The 19,327-nt window shown below is 57.7% G+C and carries 22 protein-coding genes and 1 other RNA gene; 7 read left to right on the forward strand and 16 right to left on the reverse strand.

Features of this window, described 5'->3' with window-relative positions:
- Positions 1-21 precede the first annotated feature (21 nt).
- Positions 22-1,800 carry an SLC13 family permease gene (locus AC2FFB_RS10425; RefSeq protein WP_496689672.1) on the reverse strand — a complete coding sequence of 593 codons (1,779 nt, stop codon included), beginning with the start codon at positions 1,798-1,800 and terminating at the stop codon, positions 22-24.
- A gap of 90 nt (positions 1,801-1,890) precedes the next feature.
- Positions 1,891-2,706 (reverse strand): TIGR00282 family metallophosphoesterase, encoded by an 816-nt coding sequence (locus AC2FFB_RS10430; protein WP_142636761.1) that lies wholly within the window; start codon positions 2,704-2,706, stop codon positions 1,891-1,893.
- Positions 2,707-2,793: 87 nt separating this feature from the next.
- On the opposite strand from AC2FFB_RS10430, the gene AC2FFB_RS10435 reads away from it, so the two are divergent.
- On the forward strand, positions 2,794-3,027 hold the full coding sequence (locus tag AC2FFB_RS10435) for a putative hemolysin (protein ID WP_142636759.1): 234 nt from the start codon (positions 2,794-2,796) through the stop codon (positions 3,025-3,027).
- Between the two features lie 8 nt (positions 3,028-3,035).
- On the opposite strand, the gene AC2FFB_RS10440 is transcribed toward AC2FFB_RS10435, so the two are convergent.
- Positions 3,036-3,593: a 5-formyltetrahydrofolate cyclo-ligase gene (locus tag AC2FFB_RS10440; protein WP_496712795.1), complete on the reverse strand. Its 558-nt coding sequence runs from the start codon at positions 3,591-3,593 to the stop codon at positions 3,036-3,038.
- Positions 3,590-4,984, reverse strand: coding sequence for a magnesium transporter (gene mgtE, locus AC2FFB_RS10445; protein WP_496712793.1), 1,395 nt, complete (start codon positions 4,982-4,984; stop codon positions 3,590-3,592). The genes AC2FFB_RS10440 and mgtE overlap by 4 nt, the downstream gene beginning before the upstream one ends.
- 140 nt (positions 4,985-5,124) lie before the next feature.
- Between mgtE and guaD the strand changes: the two genes are divergently transcribed.
- Positions 5,125-6,414, forward strand: a complete 1,290-nt coding sequence (gene guaD / locus AC2FFB_RS10450; RefSeq protein ID WP_496874909.1) for a guanine deaminase — start codon at positions 5,125-5,127, stop codon at positions 6,412-6,414.
- Here guaD and AC2FFB_RS10455 read toward each other — a convergent pair.
- From AC2FFB_RS10455 to AC2FFB_RS10465, 3 genes are all read right to left on the reverse strand, one after another.
- Positions 6,411-7,745, reverse strand: a complete 1,335-nt coding sequence (locus AC2FFB_RS10455) for an 8-oxoguanine deaminase (protein ID WP_281994936.1) — start codon at positions 7,743-7,745, stop codon at positions 6,411-6,413. The two genes, guaD and AC2FFB_RS10455, sit on opposite strands and share 4 nt — an antisense overlap.
- Before the next feature lie 114 nt (positions 7,746-7,859).
- Positions 7,860-8,651: a histidinol-phosphatase gene (hisN, locus tag AC2FFB_RS10460; RefSeq protein ID WP_281994937.1), complete on the reverse strand. Its 792-nt coding sequence runs from the start codon at positions 8,649-8,651 to the stop codon at positions 7,860-7,862.
- Between the two features lie 44 nt (positions 8,652-8,695).
- Positions 8,696-9,067 (reverse strand): helix-turn-helix domain-containing protein, encoded by a 372-nt coding sequence (locus tag AC2FFB_RS10465; protein WP_142636749.1) that lies wholly within the window; start codon positions 9,065-9,067, stop codon positions 8,696-8,698.
- Positions 9,068-9,406: 339 nt separating this feature from the next.
- Between AC2FFB_RS10465 and AC2FFB_RS10470 the strand changes: the two genes are divergently transcribed.
- Entirely contained in the window at positions 9,407-10,363 is a 957-nt protein-coding gene (locus tag AC2FFB_RS10470) for an NADPH:quinone oxidoreductase family protein (RefSeq protein ID WP_496693843.1), read from the forward strand.
- A 7-nt stretch (positions 10,364-10,370) separates the two neighbouring features.
- On the opposite strand, the gene AC2FFB_RS10475 is transcribed toward AC2FFB_RS10470, so the two are convergent.
- The gene (locus AC2FFB_RS10475) at positions 10,371-11,252 is read right to left on the reverse strand and encodes a LysR family transcriptional regulator (RefSeq protein WP_142636745.1); all 882 of its coding nucleotides are present in this window, start codon (positions 11,250-11,252) and stop codon (positions 10,371-10,373) included.
- A gap of 125 nt (positions 11,253-11,377) precedes the next feature.
- Here AC2FFB_RS10475 and AC2FFB_RS10480 point away from each other — a divergent pair, with 125 nt between their 5' ends.
- Positions 11,378-11,587: a DUF1127 domain-containing protein gene (locus AC2FFB_RS10480; RefSeq protein ID WP_142636743.1), complete on the forward strand. Its 210-nt coding sequence runs from the start codon at positions 11,378-11,380 to the stop codon at positions 11,585-11,587.
- Positions 11,588-11,768: 181 nt separating this feature from the next.
- Positions 11,769-12,548 (forward strand): Bax inhibitor-1/YccA family protein, encoded by a 780-nt coding sequence (locus AC2FFB_RS10485; protein WP_142636741.1) that lies wholly within the window; start codon positions 11,769-11,771, stop codon positions 12,546-12,548.
- Positions 12,549-12,714: 166 nt separating this feature from the next.
- On the opposite strand, the gene AC2FFB_RS10490 is transcribed toward AC2FFB_RS10485, so the two are convergent.
- The 7 genes from AC2FFB_RS10490 to gatC form a co-directional block, all read right to left on the reverse strand.
- Positions 12,715-13,221, reverse strand: a complete 507-nt coding sequence (locus AC2FFB_RS10490; protein WP_185956682.1) for a hypothetical protein — start codon at positions 13,219-13,221, stop codon at positions 12,715-12,717.
- 228 nt (positions 13,222-13,449) lie between these two features.
- Complete coding sequence (rpmG, locus tag AC2FFB_RS10495; RefSeq protein WP_007799108.1) at positions 13,450-13,617, reverse strand: 50S ribosomal protein L33; 168 nt, start codon at positions 13,615-13,617, stop codon at positions 13,450-13,452.
- 281 nt (positions 13,618-13,898) lie between these two features.
- Positions 13,899-14,290: RNase P RNA component class A (gene rnpB, locus AC2FFB_RS10500), an RNA gene on the reverse strand.
- Positions 14,291-14,413: 123 nt separating this feature from the next.
- Positions 14,414-15,130: an N-acetylmuramoyl-L-alanine amidase gene (locus AC2FFB_RS10505; protein WP_496712845.1), complete on the reverse strand. Its 717-nt coding sequence runs from the start codon at positions 15,128-15,130 to the stop codon at positions 14,414-14,416.
- Positions 15,081-15,773, reverse strand: coding sequence for a hypothetical protein (locus AC2FFB_RS10510; RefSeq protein ID WP_281972717.1), 693 nt, complete (start codon positions 15,771-15,773; stop codon positions 15,081-15,083). Before AC2FFB_RS10510 ends, AC2FFB_RS10505 begins: the two co-directional genes overlap by 50 nt.
- Positions 15,774-15,812: 39 nt before the next feature.
- Entirely contained in the window at positions 15,813-17,300 is a 1,488-nt protein-coding gene (gene gatA / locus AC2FFB_RS10515) for an Asp-tRNA(Asn)/Glu-tRNA(Gln) amidotransferase subunit GatA (RefSeq protein ID WP_496693846.1), read from the reverse strand.
- Positions 17,301-17,303: 3 nt separating this feature from the next.
- Positions 17,304-17,591, reverse strand: coding sequence for an Asp-tRNA(Asn)/Glu-tRNA(Gln) amidotransferase subunit GatC (gene gatC, locus AC2FFB_RS10520; RefSeq protein WP_142636734.1), 288 nt, complete (start codon positions 17,589-17,591; stop codon positions 17,304-17,306).
- Positions 17,592-17,818: 227 nt separating this feature from the next.
- Between gatC and AC2FFB_RS10525 the strand changes: the two genes are divergently transcribed.
- Together AC2FFB_RS10525 and AC2FFB_RS10530 are read left to right on the forward strand one after the other, a co-directional pair.
- Positions 17,819-17,977 (forward strand): hypothetical protein, encoded by a 159-nt coding sequence (locus AC2FFB_RS10525; protein WP_185956681.1) that lies wholly within the window; start codon positions 17,819-17,821, stop codon positions 17,975-17,977.
- A gap of 135 nt (positions 17,978-18,112) precedes the next feature.
- The gene (locus tag AC2FFB_RS10530) at positions 18,113-18,676 is read left to right on the forward strand and encodes a DUF4202 domain-containing protein (protein ID WP_496689663.1); all 564 of its coding nucleotides are present in this window, start codon (positions 18,113-18,115) and stop codon (positions 18,674-18,676) included.
- On the opposite strand, the gene AC2FFB_RS10535 is transcribed toward AC2FFB_RS10530, so the two are convergent.
- Complete coding sequence (locus AC2FFB_RS10535; protein WP_271949387.1) at positions 18,667-19,323, reverse strand: ceramidase domain-containing protein; 657 nt, start codon at positions 19,321-19,323, stop codon at positions 18,667-18,669. The two genes, AC2FFB_RS10530 and AC2FFB_RS10535, sit on opposite strands and share 10 nt — an antisense overlap.
- Between the last annotated feature and the right edge of the window lie 4 nt (positions 19,324-19,327).

Consider the following 19,327-nt stretch of genomic DNA (forward strand, 5'->3'; position numbering starts at 1 on the left):
ACCGGCGGGTTCGCGCCTGTGTTACAACGGCCAGATGATCGGAATAAGCAACGAAGCAAGCAGCCCAACCGTCAGGTTCAAGGGGATGCCAACCTTCATGAAATCGACAAACCGATATCCCCCCGGACCATAGACCATCATGTTGGTCTGATATCCGATTGGTGTCGCAAAGGATGCAGATGCCGCCAACATCACCGCAACTACCAGCGGCCTTGGGTCTACGCCGACGGCCTGTGCCAACCCGATTGCGATCGGCGTGACCACTACCGCAACGGCGTTGTTGGAGACGAGTTCGGTAAGCACCGAGGTCAAAACATAGATGGCCCAAACGATCAGGAACGGTGGCAGCGCACTTAGCCCAGGTGCGATTGCATCGACGATCAGGGAAACCGCCCCAGACTTATCAAGCGCGGCCCCGATGGCCAGCATCGAGAATATCAGCGCCAGAAGCCGCCCCTCGATAAAGGAAAACGCCTCATCCGCGTCTATGCAGCGGGTGACCAGAACCAGAGCGACCGCAAGAATGGAGAGCAACAGAATTGGCGCCACACCCAATGCAGCCAATACGACGATCCCGATAAGTGCGCCAATCGCCACCGGAGCGTGATTGCGGCGGAACGCACGCGCCGAGGGCTGTGTCACGTCGACCATATCCATATCAGCGGCAAGCTTCTGGATATCGGCAGGCGATCCCTCCAACAGCAGAGTATCCCCGACCCGCACCACGAGGTCGTCTAGTTGACGACCGATATTCTGGTTCCGCCGATGTACCGCCAGAACGTAGACACCATAGCGGCGGCGCAGGCGCATCACGCCCAGCGTTCGCCCAACCATACGGCACCCCGGTGTGATCAGCACTTCGACCGTTTTGGTCTCGACCGCAGAAACCTGATCAACACGCTTTAACTCTTTGTTGCTTTGCAGGCTCAGCAACTCGGTCATCTCGGTCCGCAGGACCACGCGATCCCCAACCTCAAGCGTCACCCCTTTGAGGTTGCGCCGCAAAGACTCGTCCCCGCGGACCACGTCAATCAGGCGTACGCCAGGGCGTTTGAACAGTTGCACCCCTGTCACCTCGCGCCCGATCAGGTTGCTGTCGGGCGGAATGACGGCCTCGGTGAAGAACTTCATCTTAGAGCGATCACTGAGAAGCGAGGCCATGCTGTCGCGTTCCGGCAGCAGGCGCGGCGCAACAAAGCGCAGATAGATCATGCCGTAGATCACTACTGCGATGCCCAAGGGCGTGACTTCGAAAATCGTGAATGCAGCCAGACCCTGAGATCGCGCGACACCATCCACAAGCAGGTTGGTCGAGGTGCCGATCAGTGTCAGCGTCCCCCCCATGATGGCAGCATAGCTGAGCGGGATCAGCAATTTCGAGGCCGGCACGTTCAACGTGCGGGCAATCTGTACAAAAACCGGGATCATCACGACGACCACGGGTGTGTTTGACACCACCGCCGAGGCCAGAACCACAAACCCCATGAGCATGGCAATCGCGATACGCGGGTTAACCTGTGCCTGTTTCTGCGCAGTTGCGGTAAAGGAATCCAATGCCCCGGTTCTGACCAGAGCCCCCATGACGATGAACATCGCCGCAATCGTCCATGGCGCAGGATTGGACAGAACTGCCAACGCGCTTTGATAGGGCAGGATACCGGTCACCAGCATCAGGGCAACGCCCGCGATGGCGACAACCTCGGTCGGGTAAGCCTCGCGCAGGAACATGACAAACATGCCTGCGACAACCAATAGCGCCACGATCGCGCTGCCCGTTTCTGTCAGTTGAAGAAATTGCATTCGTGGTATTCAGTCCGAACCCTGGCCCAGCTTGCGCGCCCGTCGGGCAGTTTCCCGTATTGCGGGCAGCAGGGCAAGCCCAACGTCGCGCTATTGCGGCCCGGCTTGTTGCAAGCGACCCCCAACGCGCACCATTTGCACGGATTTTGCCTGACCATTGCGATCATCGGTTTCCACGAACACACCGCTTAGCGTTGCTTCGCCATTTGCAGGCGTAAACCGCGCCTTGGGCATGCCGGTGATGAACCGGCGCATCGGTTCCAGCTTTTCCATACCAATGACAGAATCGTAATCCCCGCACATCCCGGCATCGGTCAGATAGGCTGTTCCCCCCGGAAGGATCTGAGCATCTGCGGTCGGCACATGCGTATGCGTTCCAACCACGAGGCTGGCGCGCTTGTCACAGTAATGCCCCATCGCCATCTTCTCGGATGTGGCTTCGCAATGCATGTCAACGATGATCGCCTGGGCCTGACCGCCGCGCGGGTGCGACTTCAGAATTGGCTCGATCGCCGAGAACGGATCATCGAAGGGCCGCTTCATAAAGACCTGCCCCAGCACCTGTACAACCAGAACCTTGCGCCCGCCAGGGGCGGTATAGAGACGATGCCCGCGTCCCGGAGCACCCTTAGCAAAGTTAACGGGGCGCACAATGCGCGGTTCGCTCTCAATGAATTGCAACATGTCCTTCTGGTCGAAAGCGTGGTCGCCCAGCGTCAGACAATCCGCCCCTGCATCTAACAGCAGCTTGGCATGATCCCCGGTCAAACCCATTCCGTTCGAGGCATTCTCACCATTGATCACCACGAAATCCAGCCGCCATTCGTCGCGCAGACGTGGCAGATGTTGCTGAACAGCCGCGCGTCCAGCGCGGCCCATAACGTCACCCAGAAAAAGTATCCTCATAGAAACCGTCTAAGTGTGGCAATTCGCAAGTACAAGCCGTTAAGCTGACCCAATGAACGGCAAAACTCTTTATTTAGGAGATTCTTTATGTTTCGGATCGGTCTGACCTTTGGTGTCTGTGCCACCCTTGCTGCCTGCTCGGAAGAGCAAGCGGTCAACTCAAACCCACAGCTGCCAAACCCCTCGGCCATCTATTGCATCGACAGCGGTGGGCGGTATGAAATTCGGGACGGAGAGAATGGTCAGACCGGCGTGTGCATATTGCCTGATGGCACCGAAAAAAATGCCTGGGAATATTTTCGCGCTAAAAACCAGGGCTGATACCTTCGTTAAAAGGTCAACACACGGCTTTCAGTTACTACCATATCAAGCGGCTGATCCGTCGATTCCAGCGACAGCCCGTCTGCTTCTTGCGCATCGAAGGCAAAACCGATGGCCAGAGTCGGGCGTTTCGCGCGCAGCCCTTCCAATGTCCGGTCATAGAACCCGCCCCCATAACCCAGACGCCCCCCATTTGCATCGAATGCCACCAGCGGAACGATTAGAATTTCGGGATCGAAATAGTCATCGACCTCGGGCACTTTGGCGCCAAACGGACCATCCTTCAGCCTACCTTCGGGCGTCCAGCGAGAGAATTTCAACGGCTGCCCGGCCGCCTGAATAACCGGCACACCAACCGGGCCATAAGCGGACGCCTCGGCCATGGCGGGCAGCGGGTCACTCTCGGTCCGGATGGGCATATAACCCGACAGGGGTACTCCGCGGTGCCCGGCCAGAATTTCAGACAGTCGCCCGGCGGCACCGGGCGGATTTGCATCAAACGCAGATTTGCGCCGGGCAAAGGCCGCCTTGCGCGCGGCAGCTTTGATTTCGGTCAGATCGGTCACAATAGCACCACGCTGGCAAGCCCAAGAAAGATAAAGAATCCCATGACATCCGTCGTTGTCGTCACAAAGGTCCCTGACGCCAGCGCCGGGTCAACACCCATCCGGTCCAGCACGACCGGTACTACCGTACCTGCAAAGCCTGCGATCACCATGTTCACGACCAGAGCGGAGCCAATCACGACACCCAGCAACGGCGAGCCGAACCAATACATTCCCACCACGCCCAGAACGGTGGCAAAACACAGCCCGTTCAACATGCCCACCAGCAGTTCCCGTCGGATCACCCGCATTACGTTCGCACCTGTCAGGTCGCGCGTTGCCAGGGCTCGCACTGCGACGGTCAGCGATTGTGTCCCCGCATTGCCCCCCATCGAGGCCACAATCGGCATCAGAATGGCCAATGCCACCAACTGATCAATCGCCGCCTCGAATTGGGAAATCACCAGCGAGGCGCAGATCGAAGTACACAGGTTGACCGCCAACCACGGCAGGCGTCGCCTGCTGGTCGCGGCCACACTGTCGGACAGCGAGCTTTCGTTGCTGACACCGGCTAGGCGCAACATATCCTCTTCGTATTCCTCATCCAGCACCACCATCGCGTCATCAATGGTGATCACACCAACAAGCCGTCCGTCACCATCCACCACTGGGGCCGAGATCAGGTGGTACTGATTGAACGCATAGGCCACGTCCTCTTCATCCTGATCGACGGGAATGGTATAGAACTCTTCTTCGGCAATTTCGTGCAGAGGCACCTCGCGCCGGGTGGCCATGAGTTTGCCCAGTGTTACCTGTGCTGTTGGCTTCAACCGCGGATCAACAAGAACCAAATGGTAGAATTGTTCTGGCAGTCCGTCATTGGCACGCATAAAGTCAATGGCCTGCCCAACTGTCCAATGCTCGGGCGCCATGACGACTTCGCGTTGCATAAGCCGTCCGGCCGAGTTTTCCGGGTAGGATAACGCCTGTTCGGCCGCGATCCGTTCGGAATCCTCCAGCGCACCCAGGATGGCTTCTTGCTGCGGCTCTTCAAGGTCTTCCAGCAGATCGACGACATCGTCGCTTTCCATGTCGCGTACGGCATCCGCCAGAACATCGGGACGCAGGACTTCAATAACTTCTTCCCTGACACCTTCGTCCAGTTCAGACAGAATATCGCCGTCGAACTCTTTGTCATACAGACGGATCAACCGGGTGCGGTCATAGGGGTTGATCTGTTCCAGAAGGTCGGCGATGTCGGCAGCGTGCAGCGGGTCCATCAATTCGACCAGCTTATCGCGGTCATCAACATCAACTGCATACAGAATGGATGCTACCGTTCGACGATCCAGTGCATAAGCGTCATCATCAGAAGTCGGCTCACTTACGGGTTCGTTAATACCTGTTGTCATATCTGCCCCCGCTCTGTTCGCCCATTGGCCCCTAAATAGAAGAAGCAGCTACCGGAAAACAATGACAATGCGCCGATTTACCGACAACTTTCCTGCCCCTATGCTGTTTCGCAGTCCCAGACAGGCGGAGATGAATGAGTATGGCGCAAAAAACGCTGCTGAAAGGGCGTGTCCTGAGTTTCACTGGCACCCCGTTCGAGGGCGAACCGACCGAGGCTGTCAAAATCAGCGAAGCGGTTCTGATCGAAAACGGTCGGATTTCCAGCGTATCGGATGCCGACAGTCTGAACAACGCCCACCCCGAGGCAAAAGTCGTGGATCATGGTCAGCACGTGATCCTTGCAGGATTTGTTGATGCGCATGTGCATTATCCGCAGACCGCCATGATCGCCAGTTGGGGCAAACGCCTGATCGACTGGCTAAACACCTATACCTTCCCCGAAGAGATGAAATTCGGCGATGCAGCCTATGCCTCTGAGATTGCCAACCGGTATCTGGACCTGACAGCGGCACATGGCACCACCACGATGTGCAGCTATTGCACCATCCATCCCGAGAGTGTTGATGCCTTTTTCCTTGCGGCCAAACAACGCGGTCAACGGGTGGTTGCGGGCAAAACCTGCATGGACCGTAACGCGCCCGATGGTCTGAGGGATACGGCGCAAACCGCCTATGACCAGTCCCAGGCCTTGCTTGAGAAATGGCACGGGATCGACCGCCTGTCCTATGCGATTACGCCGCGTTTCTCACCCACCTCCACACCCGAACAGCTAGAGGCCATGGGCGCATTATGGGCAGAGCATCCCCATTGCCTGATGCAAACCCATCTCAGCGAACAGACTGATGAAATTGCCTGGGTACGCGAGCTGTTTCCCGACGCCCGCGATTATCTGGACACCTATGAAAAGTCCGGCCTGCTGGGCCCCAACGGCCTGTATGGCCACGTCATCCACCTTGAGGCACGTGAGCGCGACCGACTGCGTGAGGTCGACGCTGCGTTGATCCATTGTCCGACCTCAAACACCTTTATCGGGTCAGGACTGTTCGACATGGCAGGGTTGATGCGCGACGGACACCGGGTTGGTCTGGCAACGGATACTGGTGGCGGTTCAAGTTTCTCGATGCTGCGCACGATGGCATCGGCCTATGAGATCGGACAACTGCGCGGAACGCCGCTGCACGCCGCGCAACTGCTGTGGCTGGGCACCGTAGGGTCGGCCCGAACGCTGAGGCTGGATGACAGCATCGGCAATATCGCCCCGGGAATGGAGGCCGACCTGATCGTGCTCGATCTCGCCTCAACCCCGGCCATCGCGCAACGCGAGGCCTGCGCCGATGATTTGTGGGAGGCCATCTTTCCCACCATCATGATGGGCGATGACAGGGCGATTGCCGAGGTTTGGATCGCAGGTCAACCTGTCAGGACCTAGGATTGCAAGGCAAGGGCCAATCGGTTCTGCCGTTCAATCACCCGGGGCAGATCCAGCGTTGCGATCTGCCCGTCCCGCACGATCTGACGGCCTTCGACAAACAGGTGCTTTACCCTCGTCGGACCGGCAAGCAACAGGGCTGCCGGATCCCAACTGCCCGCGCTTTCGATGCCGCGCGTATCCCAAATGGCTATATCGGCACGCTTACCGATAGCCAGACGGCCGCAATCAGGTCGGTTCAAGACATCCGCCCCACCCCGCGTGGCAATTTCAAGCGCCTCGCGAGAGGACATGGCATCGGCACCGCTTGCGACTCGCTGCAACAACATAGCCTGCCGCGCCTCGAGGATCAGATTGCCGCTGTCATTGCTGGCCGACCCATCGACGCCAAGACCCACAGGCACGCCACTATCTCGCATCGACCTTACCGGTGCTATCCCCGAGCCCAACCGGCAGTTCGAACAGGGACAGTGGGCCACGCCAGTCCGGGACCGGGCAAACAGATCAATCTCTGCCCCGTCCAGTTTCACGCAATGGGCGTGCCAAACATCTGATCCGGTCCATCCCAAATCCTCGGCATATTGACCAGGACGGCACCCGAATTGTTCCTGAGAATAGGCGATATCCTCGTCATTTTCGGCCAGATGGGTGTGGAGCATTACGCCTTTGTCACGGGCCAGATTGGCCGTGTCTCGCATCAAGTCGCGACTGACAGAGAACGGCGAGCAAGGTGCCAGCCCGACCCGACACATTGCACCCTCTGACGGGTCATGAAAGGCGTCGACCACACGCATCATGTCTTCGAGAATAGCTGCTTCGGCTTCGACCAGAGCATCCGGTGGCAGGCCGCCATCGCTTTCGCCAATACTCATCGCGCCGCGCGTTGGGTGGAACCGCAGGCCGACCTCAGCCGCCGCAGCAATGGTGTCATCCAGACGCGCGCCGTTGGGGTATAGATACAGGTGATCAGAACTGAGCGTACATCCCGACAGAGCCAGCTCGGCTAAACCGATCTGGGCGGATACGAACATCTCTTCGGGGCCAAATCGCGACCAGATCGGATAGAGCGTTTTCAGCCATCCGAACAAAAGCGCATCCTGCCCGCCAGGCACGGCGCGGGTCAGGGTCTGGTACAGATGGTGGTGCGTGTTCACGAGGCCGGGCGTAACCACACATCCGCTTGCATTATGGATCTCTGCGGTTGCCTGCAACCCGTGGCCGATCTGTTCGATCTGTCCATCTCGGATCAGAATATCCGCGCCCGAAAGCTCTCGGCGCTGGTCATCCATGGTCAGGATCGTGTCTGCATTTTTGATGAGGATACCAGTCATCTTGCTCTCCTTGCATCGCCCGTTTCATGCATGGAGTGCAAAAGCTGGCGGAAAACGGGCACAAGAACCAGCCGGCTCAAGGTTAATCCGCTCGCCGGGTCGCCGCAACAATTTTCAGAAGTTGCGCAGAATTTCCAGCGCAGCTGCGTGAATATCCGGGTTTGCCGCCGCCAGAGCCCGACCGCCATTATGGGCGGGGCCGCCTTGCCAGTCTGTGACGATACCGCCAGCCGCATGAATCACGGCGATTGGCGCCTGAATGTCATAGGCGTTCAGACCTGCTTCGATCACCAAATCCACCTGACCCGCTGCAAGCAGAGCATAAGCATAGCAATCCATTCCATAGCGGGTCAGGCGTACGTGCTGTGACACAGCCTCAAACCCGGCACGATCTTCCGACGCGCCGACCTCGGGGAAGGTCGTGAACAGAATCGCCTGGTCCAGAGAAGGTGTTGAACGGGTCTTCAGGGACATATCGCCCGTAGGACCATGGCTTCGCGCGATATCCGCCGAGCCGATGAAGCGTTCCCCGATATACGGCTGGTCGATGATCCCCATGGTTGGCCCGTCCTGCGTGCTAAGCGCAATCAGAACCCCCCATGTCGGTGTCCCGCTGATAAACCCTCGGGTGCCGTCGATCGGATCCAGAACCCAGGTGCGGCCACTTTGCCCCTCGTGCTGCCCATATTCCTCGCCAAATATTCCATCTTGGGGCCGATGTCGGGCTAAAACCGCGCGCATGGCTTTTTCGGCTGCGCGGTCGGCGACAGTGACCGGATCAAATCCCTGATCCAGCTTATTTGAAGTCTCAAGATTAGACTGCCTGAAAAAAGGAAGAATGGCCGAACGCGCTGCGTCGGCCATTTCTTCAGCTACTTCAAGATCACTCAGCGACACCTTATCCATACGCTACCCGTGCGTTCCGTCAGGATCAGAGTCAACCCGCGAAATCAGGCAACATCACTCAGAACGCGCGCAAGCTCGAACAAGCGGCGACGCTGGTTTTCCGGTATGGCATAGTAAGAGCGGACGAGATCCAGGGCTTCTTTGTCGCCCATAAGGTCTGCAGGAACCGATTTCTTATCCGAGCTTCCTTTCTCGACCTCTTCCAGGCCTTCAAAGAAGAAACTGACCGGAACATCCAATGCCTCGGCAATGTCCCAAAGACGAGACGCGCTGATTCGATTGGCACCGGTTTCATATTTCTGGATTTGCTGAAACTTGATACCAACTTGCTGTGCCAACTGCTGTTGGGTCATGCCAATCAGCCAGCGGCGATGCCTGACGCGTTTGCCCACATGGACATCGACGTGATGGGTCATTGGTACTATCCTCCCTTACACACACAACTGAGACGGGTGCGCAACATGCTTTGTTACCGCAACATTAGCGAGCCCGACTTAACCACTCCCTAATTTGGAACATGCCCCCCAAATCAGCACCATAGCGCACTATTACGTTTTTTGGCGCTTTTTTCAAGAAGGTTGAATCTGATTCCACAAACAATGGTTTATAGTTGTGTTGTGAATACCGCGCACACGTTGATTCCGATCTGGAAACAACCACCTGATCAACACCGGATTAACGGGGTCTTCAGCAGGGTAACAGATTGACAAAACCACGACAGCACTGACCTATGCCCGAAAAGACGGAGCCAAATCATGCTGGCGTTTCATATCCAGACCAACGGGGCCAAGGCCCAGCTTTGCAATATTGACCTGCCAGAACCCGGCGACAGCCAGGTCTGCATTCAAATCAAAGCCTGCGGTTTGAATTTTGCGGATCTCCTTATGCAGAAGGGGACGTATCAGGACACCCCGGTGGCGCCCTTTTCCTTGGGCATGGAAGTCGCAGGGATTGTTCGCGAAATTGGAAACAATGTACGCCACCTGAACCCGGGTGACCGTGTCGCTGTCTATTCCGGCCAGGGTGGCCTCGCTGAATTCGGAGTGTTCGACGCCGATCGTGCAATCGCAATCCCTGACTCTATGAGCTTTGAAGACGCCGCCGCAATTCAGATCACATATGGCACCAGTCATATTGCCTTGGATCATCGTGCGCGGCTCAGGCCCGGCGAAACCCTTTTGGTGACCGGTGCGGCAGGTGGCGTCGGCCTGACGGCGGTAGAGATCGGCAAGCTTATGGGCGCCACGGTTATTGCGCAGGCGCGCGGCAGTGAGAAACTCAAGGTGGCACAGAGGGCCGGGGCCGATCATCTGATCGACGCATCCGAAGATCTGCGCGCCCGTGTCCAGGCATTAGGAGGCGCGGATGTCGTATATGACGCGATCGGCGGCGATGTGTTTAAAGCCGCCTTTCGCGCGACCAACCCCGAAGGTCGCATCCTGCCCATTGGCTTTGCGGGCGGTGAGGTGCCGCAAATTCCGGCCAACCACCTACTGGTCAAGAACCTGACAGTCATCGGGCTCTACATCGGCGGCTACTTGAAGTTTCGACCTCAGATTGTGACGGACAGCTTTGAAACGCTGTTTCGCTGGCATAGCGAGGGCCGCATCAAACCGCATATCAGCCATGTCCTGCCCCTGTCCGAAGCCGAACGCGGACTGGCCATGCTGCGCGACAGGACGGCCACCGGGAAAGTTGTCATAACCCCTTAAGGGATGATCAACCGACAACGGCTTTGAGCGGCACCCCCCCAAGCAAACGAAAGTTCTGGCGCACCAGCGTCGCCAACGCCTCAACCACGGCCCCGCGGCCAGTTTCGCCGCCATACAGATTTATCATATGCGCAGGAAGCTCGGGCAGGACGCCACCCGAATCGATCTGGGCAAGATGTGCGGCCTCTGTCCCTTCGAGCATGGCATGAACCGCCAAATCGGCGCTGACCGTTGCCTCGATAGTACGGTCGTTTTCGGTTTCCACCGAAAGCTCCCAGGGAATTCCAGCCGCATCCAGCGCAGCAATGACCTGCGGCCTGAACAGACACCGACGCCCAAGCGCTAGCGGAATGGGGCGTTTTCGCCAGGCAGACCCGCCCGGCGCACCAATCCAGCGCAAAGGAAGCTCGGCAATCGTCTCGGCCCCCTGCCCCACTGTCGCCTCGGTCGTTAGGATCAAATCGCAGTCTCCGCGCTTAAACATATCCTTCAGTTGCAGCGAATAGGAGGAGATAAGCTGCACACGGACGCGTGGGAAATCCGCGTTGAATCGCTGCAGCACCCGGGGAATCGCCGGATAGACGATATCATGCGGCACACCAAGAACGACCTCGCCCTCATAGGCCTGATCCGTCAGCTTGGACATCACCTCGTCATTCAACGAGATCATGCGTCTGGCATAGGCCAAAAGCTGTTCTCCCGACGCTGTCAGCGCGATGGTTCTGCCACTTCGGTCCAGCAGCTCCAGACCTAAAAGCTCCTCCAACCGCTTTAGCTGCATCGATACGGCAGATTGTGTCAGGTGCAGGAAACCGGCTGCCCGCGTCACGCCACCCTGATCGGCAACTGCCACAAAGGAGCGGAGAGTGGTGATGTCCAGATTTCGCATCTTCACGATTCCTTATGGATGTGTTCAATAATATTCATTTTCAAAATGTGTCACAGCCCTCCATATAAATCAAGGAAGTTGATGCAATAGGCACAACACATCAGAAAAACCGAAAGGACAAGGCTATGACGCAAATCACAGCTTCAACATATTGCAAGCCACGGCAGCGCTTTAAGCTCACTTCTGTTCTGGATGCGCTATCGCTACGGCGCCAACGCTGTCAGCTCGCCAGATTGGACGACCGCGCCCTTCTCGATATCGGCATTACCCGTGAAGAAGCCGAAGCCGAAGCAAAACGCCGCATATGGGATGCTCCGGAATTCTGGCAAAAATGAACCTAATCCACTACTTTTACCACTGAATGGCGGCTGACACCTCGAAGCCGCCATTTTTGTTGCGTGTTTTAGCCTGTTTCCCACGTTAAACCCTTGAAACACAGCCCGCACTTGACGATATTTGCGAGGAGCGCGGCCTGACATCGGGACGCAAAAAGAATATGTGGAGGGAGACCTTTTAATGGCACAATTTGACACGATCCGGACGGCGACCGGTACGCGCGCTGCCCAGATTGACGAGGGCCTGCGCGCCCATATGAACAAAGTCTACGGCACAATGTCCGTGGGCATGCTGATTACGGCACTCGCGGCCTGGGCTATTGCTGGTCTTGCCGTAACCTCAGATCCAAGCAACGCAGTTGCTCAGATCGGCGCTGATCGTTATCTGACCAGCCTGGGCGGCACCCTGTTCCTGTCGCCGCTGAAATGGATAGTGATGTTCTCACCGCTGGCATTCCTGATCTTTGGCTGGGGCGCGCTGATGCGGCGCGGGTCGGCTGCGGCGGTGCAACTGGGTTTCTTCGTATTCGCGGCCGTTATGGGCGTTTCGATGAGCTCGGTGTTCATGATCTACACTCCTTACTCGATCGCGCAGACGTTCATTGTGACCTCGATTGCCTTTGCTGGTCTGAGCCTGTTTGGCTACACCACCAAGCGCAATCTAAGCGGCATGGGCACATTCCTGATTATGGGTGTGATCGGCCTGCTGGTGGCGATGGTCATAAATATGTTCCTGCAATCGCCTGCGATGATGTTCGCGATCTCGGCAATCGGAGTGATTATCTTTGCTGGCCTGACGGCGTTCTACACACAGGACATCAAAAACACCTACGTTGCGCATGCAACACATGGTGACCAGGAATGGCTGAACAAAGCGGCTATAGACGGCGCGCTGAGCCTCTATATCTCGTTCCTGAACATGTTCCAGTTCTTGCTGATGTTCATGGGGCAACAAGAGTAGCACACCGCATTACAGCAGCAAATAAACAGGGCGGGTCCGAAACGACCCGCCCTTTTCTTTTGCGGCCTGCAGCAGGTCGCCCTGCGGTCAGCTCCTCGCCACGTGCTCCCAAAAAGAAAGGCCCCGTCCTGATGACGAGGCCTTGGAATTGAAAGCGAACGGAACATTAGCTGCAGTTCAACTGAACAGCAAATCCGGAACTGCGCTTTTCTGAACCTTTGCGATAAACGTCGCCGACAGGCAAGCAGCCAGTGAATTGTTCGGCGCCAGTACCAAAGTTTGCACCAATCGTATTCGGAACCCTGGTGCGGCTATTTTCGGTACGCACGACGCCGAAAAGCGTTCCGTTCACTTCAACAGTGCTCAGGAACAGGTTTGTATCTGAGCCAGAAACGACTACTGCGCTGGTATCGCTGCGCGCGCCATTTTCTATTGCAACACGTGCAATTTTACCCGGATCGGTCTCGTCCGTTGAAACTCGGACCGGGGGCAGCTCTGCCAACTCTGCCGGAACATTGGTGGACTCTGGAACAAACGCCGCCGCACCCGGCACTTCGCTGATGCTCCGCGGCTCACCATCAATGCCCGTAAAGCCAACACCCTCGCGGTTATAGGGGTCTTCACAGGCTGCGAGAGCCAGAATAGTTGCTGTGGATAACAAGATTTTTTTCATGACGGCCAACATTTTGGAACGGTTAGCTCAAGCGTAGTTGCAATACATTCCAAAAAGCAACCCAGCGGGCAAACGAATGCCTCGGCTGCTGATGCTTAGCTGCAACGGCCTCCAAGCGCGCTCCGGCTGCCTTGAGCCGATAGATTCAGGTATGAAACATCGTCGCGCAAACGAAAAAGGCCCTGTCGAAACAGGACCCTTGTCATTCTGTCCAAGCAGGACGGCAGATTACTTGATCTTGCCTTCCTTGTACTCGACATGCTTCCGAACGACCGGGTCGTATTTACGAACGGTCATTTTCTCGGTCATGGTGCGCGCGTTCTTTTTGGTCACATAGAAGTGGCCCGTGCCCGCGGTCGAGTTCAGACGGATCTTGATTGTCGTCGGCTTCGCCATGGTTATCTCCTGCGTCCGAAAAGGCAGGGGCCTTTCGGTTGAATTCCTATGAGCGTGCGCTTTTACCCGGTCATGCAGCCGAGTCAACCTGAATTCGGGTAGATCGGCGCAGATTTCATCAAAACACAAGATCGTCCCTGCCCCCAGCTTATCGCAGACCTTTACGCGGCCATTTCGGCCACAAGGGATGCCAGCTCAGCAGCCACAGCAAGACCTGTATCAAAGGATGACTCCAGCCCTGACCCACCTGTGGAACAACGCGATTCGTCTTAGCAATATTAACGCGCGGAGGGCCTGTAAGCCGGATCTTGTTCCAGGGTTGCCCCCTTCGATGACCATTCCTCTAGGCCGTGCATTGCTGCACGGCTCAAGCTGCCAACCCGGTCCCTCTCGGCCAAGACGCACTTAGCGGCGGTATCGGCGGACGCCGACCTGCCCGCGTGGGGACCCTATTTGGCATTGCTCCCGGTGGGGCTTGCCGTGCCACCCCTGTTGCCAGGGGCGCGGTGGGCTCTTACCCCACCGTTTCACCCTTACCATGCACGCATGGCGGTCTGATTTCTGTGGCGCTTTCCGTCGGGTTGCCCCGCCCGGGCGTTACCCGGCACCGTTGTCTTGTGGAGTCCGGACTTTCCTCTCGGGCTTACGCCCCAGCAGCCATCCGGCCCTCCGCGCGGAGACGTGGGTATGCGCAGTGTCAGGCCGCGTCAAGGGCCGATAGGGCGTTAAGGGGCAGCCCCTTCTTGGCCTGCGGTCAATTCAGCCCCGAGATATTTTTGGTCAGATGAAAAGCCGATCAGGTCCAGAGCGCCGCATGGCCGAGCGAGGTGAAATCCGCAGGTTCCAACGGGCCTTTGGCCCAAGGGCGGTATCTGAGACGCACGGTGGCAAGCAGCGTGTCGTCGTCCGTTTCGGGCGAAAAGCCCATCTGTTGCGCCAACGCACGGAACAGCGGCATCGAGGCCTCTTGCGGGCCATCATCCTGGCCACGTTGGCCAGCAAGATTGAGATGTTCGAGCCGTTGCCAGGGAAAGCGAGGGCCGGGGTCGACCTTGCGCCCCGGAGCCATGTCGGAATGGCCGATAACCCCGTCCGGTGCAATCGCCCATCGGGCCATGATACGGGCCAGAAGCCACTCAAGCGTGGTCATCTGAGGTTCGGGAAAAGGATGGGTGCCAAGATTGTCCAGTTCTATCCCAATCGAACGCGAATTGATATCGGTTCGCCCGCGCCACTCTCCTGCCCCGGCGTGCCAGGCCCGGTCCTCTTCGCGCACCATTTGCCAAAGCGTGCCATCGGAACCGATCAGGTAATGCGCAGAGACTTCGAAGGCCGGGTCACACAAGCGATCCAGCGCAGCCTGTGCACTGTCCATTGCGGTGTAGTGCAAAACGATCAATGACGGCGTCAGCCCATCCCGGCGATCTCCGAAATTGGGGGATGGGTGCCAGATGGGCTTTGGATCAGTTGTTGACGGCACTGCGGAACGGGCTGGGATCCCAGCCGCAAGCATATCCGTCGCCATCAGGGTCCAGCCCCTTGCGGTCCTTCTGGGGACCGCCATTTGACAGGAACTCGATCTGCGCCTGGTCCGCCGATGGGAATTTCGCGCAATTCCGCTGTGCCTTGGCCTGCAGGTTGAACCCTGCACGGCTGTAAAGCTGGGCACCGACCGGATTGGATGTGCTCAGCGCGTATTGGACGATGTTTGGCTGACCATCCGCTCCGCGTTGCGGAACCGCGGTTGGGGCGACAACCTCATAGGTTTGGCTGTTCTGTTCGATTCGAGCAGCATCGGTTTCGATACTGCGACGTTCAGAAACCGCAGCAAAATCCTGTTCGTCAGAGATGCCGCTGTTGCTCGCAGTCGGCACCGATGCTGAAGCGGCGGCCGCCTGCGTCGAGGTGCTTGCAAGCGCTGCAGCAGTGGCCGTGGCCAGGTCAGCGCCATCCACGCCGGATGTTGGCGAGCCCAAGGGTTGCTGCGAGACCTCATAGGGTTCCGGCAGAGGGCTTCCAGTGCCGCCCTGCCCTGCCAGCTCAGCTTCTCTTTGCGCCTGATAAGTCGGGGTGTTGAACCCTGTACCCTGAACCGGGGCCACCGTGTTACAGGCGGCCATCAACCCGATTGCGGGGATCAGAATCGAAAAGCGCATCCAGCTGCTCCGTTCTACGTTGTCTTGTTGATCAGAGGATTACCACCATTTCCCCGGCTTGGCCACAAAGCCCGCAGCGCTTTCCAGCGCATAGGCCGTGTTCAGCAAATCGCCTTCGTCCCATGGACGGCCAATCAGCTGCAGACCAAGCGGCAAACCCTGAGAATCAAGACCTGCAGGAACCGATATGCCCGGCAAACCAGCAAGGTTGACCGTCACGGTAAAGACGTCGTTCAGATACATCTGAACCGGATCCGCCTCGGTCATTTCACCCAGACCGAACGACGCCGAAGGCGTGGCCGGGGTCAGGATGGCGTCAACACCGGCGGCGAAAACGTCCTCGAAATCTTTCTTGATCAACGTGCGGACCTTGCGGGCGCGGTTGTAATAGGCGTCATAGAAACCCGCCGACAGAACATATGTCCCGACCATCACCCGGCGCTGCACCTCGTGACCAAAGCCCTCGGCGCGGGTCTTTTCGTACATCTCGGTGATGCCGTCGCCCTGCCCCAACTGCGCGCGGCGGCCATAGCGGACACCATCATAGCGCGCCAGGTTCGAGGACGCCTCGGCAGGCGCAATCACGTAATAGGCGGGCAGCGCGTATTTGGTATGCGGCAGCGAAATGTCGACGATCTCGGCCCCTGCGACCTTCAGCATCGCCGCGCCATCTGCCCAGAGTTTTTCGATCTCGGCGGGCATGCCGTCCATCCGGTATTCCTTGGGGATACCGATCTTCTTGCCCTTGATGTCGCCGGTCAGCATGGCCTCGAAATTCGGGACGGCCAACTCGGCGCTGGTGGAATCCTTGGGGTCATGACCGCACATGGTTTCCAGCATGATCGCCGCGTCGCGGACATTCTTGGTCATCGGCCCGGCCTGATCCAGTGAGGATGCAAAGGCCACTATGCCCCAGCGCGAACACCGGCCATAGGTCGGCTTGATGCCAGTAATCCCGACAAAAGCCGCTGGTTGACGGATCGAACCGCCAGTATCGGTGCCAGTGGCGGCCAGACACAGATCAGCCGACACCGCCGAAGCCGATCCGCCGGAGGACCCGCCCGGTGTCAGCTGTGCGTCGTCATTGCCACGGCGCCACGGGCTGACCGCATTGCCATAGACCGAAGTTTCGTTGCTGCTGCCCATGGCAAACTCGTCCATGTTCAGCTTGCCCAGCATCACGGCACCCGCATCGGCCAGTTGCTGCGAAACGGTAGATTCGTATTCAGGTTTGAAGCCTTCAAGAATCTTTGAGGCTGCCTGCGAGGGCACGCCCTTGGTGCAGAATAGGTCCTTGATGCCGATCGGCAGACCACACATCGACGGCGCATCACCCGCTTTGATGCGCGCGTCCGCTGCCTTGGCACGTTCTATCGCGATCTCGGGGGTTTTATGAACAAAAGCGTTCAGCGCATCTGCTGCATCAATGGCGGTCAAGCAGGCTTCGGTCAGCTCGACCGAGGTGACATCACCGGCACGCAGCGCGTCGCGGGCTTCGGCCAGGCCCAGTTTGTTCAGATCGCTCATGTCTTACTCCACCACTTTGGGGACTGCGAAAAAACCTTCGCGTGCGTCGGGGGCATTGGCCAGAACCTTGTCCTGCTGGTTGCCGTCGGTGACCACATCCTGGCGGCGCTTCAGGCGCATCGGTTCGACCGAAACCATCGGCTCGACACCGTCGACATCCACTTCATTCAACTGTTCGATGAACCCAAGAATGGTGTTGAACTCGGATGCCAGCGCAGGCAGCGCGTCATCCTCGACCTTGATCCGGGCCAGTTTGGCCACCTTTGCGGCGGTGCTTTGGTCAATCGACATCGGAAAACCTCATATGCGTCAGGGGGCATTTACCTGTCTGATGCCTCGGTCGCAAGGGTAGCAGGCGGTTGTTCTGCCCCTTCTATGCAAGGAGGCGGCTTAGCCATACAAAAATGCATAGCGCCTATGCACAAAAGTAAACCAATTAGTTCAGAATCCGCCTTGAAAAAGTGAACTGCGCCGTTCACTTCTTACAGCATGGCACAGCCACTAACTGGAGTAAGATGATGAAAACGCTCATGACCGCATTTGTGTTGGCCACTACTGTTCTTGCTACGCAAGCTCAGGCATTCGGACCCACCATGGGTTCGCTAACCCGCGACCTGTCTTTCCCCGATCAGGTTTCCGAACCAGTTACACAGGACAAAACGAAGCTGGGTAACTGACGCCACAACTTCGTCCGGGTCGGATCCCCCTCTCCGACCCGGAATTTCGCATTTGACTGCTGCGTTTGATTTGCCGACTCGCTACGATGCGTCCGAACACACCGCCGGATTTCCGGCAAGCCCACGGAGCATAGAATGAGCGCGCGAAAACAGGCAGTCCTGGACGCAATCGACGCAGCCAACACCCAAGATCCAACCTTAGAGAACGGCCAACCCGCAGCGTTGCTTTACGGACAACGCATGAGCGCTGAACTGGCCAGGCTTTTTCCCGATGCATCGAACTCGCTTGAGATCGCCGCACGCGGGCAACATGTTGAACGCTGGAAGCTGGCCCGAAGTGAATATCCCGAAGGGCGCGCCGGGTATCTGGCTTGGCGCAAGGCGCAGGGCGAACACCATGCGCAAACCGTCATGACCTTGATGAAGCAGTGCGGATTTGAAGAAAACGAAATCCAAGACGCCGGACGCATGGTGCGCAAGCAGGGTATCAAACGTGACAACGAGGTACAGGCGCTGGAAGATGTGGCCTGTTTTGTGTTCCTCAAATGGTATTTCGCTCCCTTCGCCGCAAAGCACTCGCAGGAAAAAATCCTCAGCATTGTCGAGAAAACCGCGCGTAAGATGTCATCCGATGCACGCACCAGGGTTCTGGCCGAATTTGACCTGCCGACAGAACTGGCTGCTGCGTTTCAGGCCTGAGACGCACGGCTTAGGTGCCTGCGGTAGACCTCGATCATCCAGCCCAACATCGTGGCGTTCAGGATGTGCCACAGAAAATGCGTGCCAGTCGGGAACTGCGTGCAAATCGGTGCGTCCAAAGCGCGAAAGGTAATTGACACGATCAGGATCACTGCGCCGGTCGCCAGCCCGCGGGCGGTATCAGGCAGGCATTTCGACAACAGGACGGCGTAAATCAGGATCAATAGCGGCACCGGAGCATAGGCGGCCGATCCGCCCAGGCCCGGAATCAGTTGGAACACCGGAATCGTCAAAGCGGCATATGGCACAAACAGGGCCGCGCCGATCCCCGCGTAAAGCGGCCGCAACTGCCAGACGTCGCGATTCATTGCAAAAATATAGGTCAGGATAAAAAGCAGGATGGGTGCTGTATCCGCCAACGCGGACCAGACCTGTGCATGGGTGTGAAACAAATAACTGCCAATTCCGATGCCGACCAGGATAACCACAAGCATTTTTGCCAATGGCATCCCCGGCCCGCGCACCCGCCGCCACATAATGAAAGCCGCAATCAAAAAGGCGGCATTCGTAACCGCATTTATCGGCTCTGCCCAATAGGCAGGCGATAAACGCTCGCAATAACTGTCAATTTCCCGAAACCAATCCATGAAA

The organism is Ruegeria sp. YTSA219, from assembly GCF_059609985.1.

What these genes read in the sequence shown, in the direction of transcription:
- AC2FFB_RS10485 (WP_142636741.1), top strand. Translation starts at nt 11,769, where the DNA reads ATGGCACAATTTGACACGATCCGGACGGCGACCGGTACGCGCGCTGCC.
- gatA (WP_496693846.1), bottom strand. Translation starts at nt 17,300, where the DNA reads ATGAGCGATCTGAACAAACTGGGCCTGGCCGAAGCCCGCGACGCGCTG.
- AC2FFB_RS10465 (WP_142636749.1), bottom strand. Translation starts at nt 9,067, where the DNA reads ATGACCCATCACGTCGATGTCCATGTGGGCAAACGCGTCAGGCATCGC.
- AC2FFB_RS10455 (WP_281994936.1), bottom strand. Translation starts at nt 7,745, where the DNA reads ATGACTGGTATCCTCATCAAAAATGCAGACACGATCCTGACCATGGAT.
- AC2FFB_RS10435 (WP_142636759.1), top strand. Translation starts at nt 2,794, where the DNA reads ATGTTTCGGATCGGTCTGACCTTTGGTGTCTGTGCCACCCTTGCTGCC.
- AC2FFB_RS10470 (WP_496693843.1), top strand. Translation starts at nt 9,407, where the DNA reads ATGCTGGCGTTTCATATCCAGACCAACGGGGCCAAGGCCCAGCTTTGC.
- AC2FFB_RS10525 (WP_185956681.1), top strand. Translation starts at nt 17,819, where the DNA reads ATGAAAACGCTCATGACCGCATTTGTGTTGGCCACTACTGTTCTTGCT.
- rpmG (WP_007799108.1), bottom strand. Translation starts at nt 13,617, where the DNA reads ATGGCGAAGCCGACGACAATCAAGATCCGTCTGAACTCGACCGCGGGC.
- AC2FFB_RS10505 (WP_496712845.1), bottom strand. Translation starts at nt 15,130, where the DNA reads ATGCTTGCGGCTGGGATCCCAGCCCGTTCCGCAGTGCCGTCAACAACT.
- AC2FFB_RS10510 (WP_281972717.1), bottom strand. Translation starts at nt 15,773, where the DNA reads ATGCGCTTTTCGATTCTGATCCCCGCAATCGGGTTGATGGCCGCCTGT.
- AC2FFB_RS10430 (WP_142636761.1), bottom strand. Translation starts at nt 2,706, where the DNA reads ATGAGGATACTTTTTCTGGGTGACGTTATGGGCCGCGCTGGACGCGCG.
- AC2FFB_RS10490 (WP_185956682.1), bottom strand. Translation starts at nt 13,221, where the DNA reads ATGAAAAAAATCTTGTTATCCACAGCAACTATTCTGGCTCTCGCAGCC.
- AC2FFB_RS10425 (WP_496689672.1), bottom strand. Translation starts at nt 1,800, where the DNA reads ATGCAATTTCTTCAACTGACAGAAACGGGCAGCGCGATCGTGGCGCTA.
- AC2FFB_RS10475 (WP_142636745.1), bottom strand. Translation starts at nt 11,252, where the DNA reads ATGCGAAATCTGGACATCACCACTCTCCGCTCCTTTGTGGCAGTTGCC.
- guaD (WP_496874909.1), top strand. Translation starts at nt 5,125, where the DNA reads ATGGCGCAAAAAACGCTGCTGAAAGGGCGTGTCCTGAGTTTCACTGGC.
- hisN (WP_281994937.1), bottom strand. Translation starts at nt 8,651, where the DNA reads ATGGATAAGGTGTCGCTGAGTGATCTTGAAGTAGCTGAAGAAATGGCC.
- AC2FFB_RS10530 (WP_496689663.1), top strand. Translation starts at nt 18,113, where the DNA reads ATGAGCGCGCGAAAACAGGCAGTCCTGGACGCAATCGACGCAGCCAAC.
- gatC (WP_142636734.1), bottom strand. Translation starts at nt 17,591, where the DNA reads ATGTCGATTGACCAAAGCACCGCCGCAAAGGTGGCCAAACTGGCCCGG.
- AC2FFB_RS10480 (WP_142636743.1), top strand. Translation starts at nt 11,378, where the DNA reads ATGACGCAAATCACAGCTTCAACATATTGCAAGCCACGGCAGCGCTTT.
- mgtE (WP_496712793.1), bottom strand. Translation starts at nt 4,984, where the DNA reads ATGACAACAGGTATTAACGAACCCGTAAGTGAGCCGACTTCTGATGAT.
- AC2FFB_RS10535 (WP_271949387.1), bottom strand. Translation starts at nt 19,323, where the DNA reads ATGGATTGGTTTCGGGAAATTGACAGTTATTGCGAGCGTTTATCGCCT.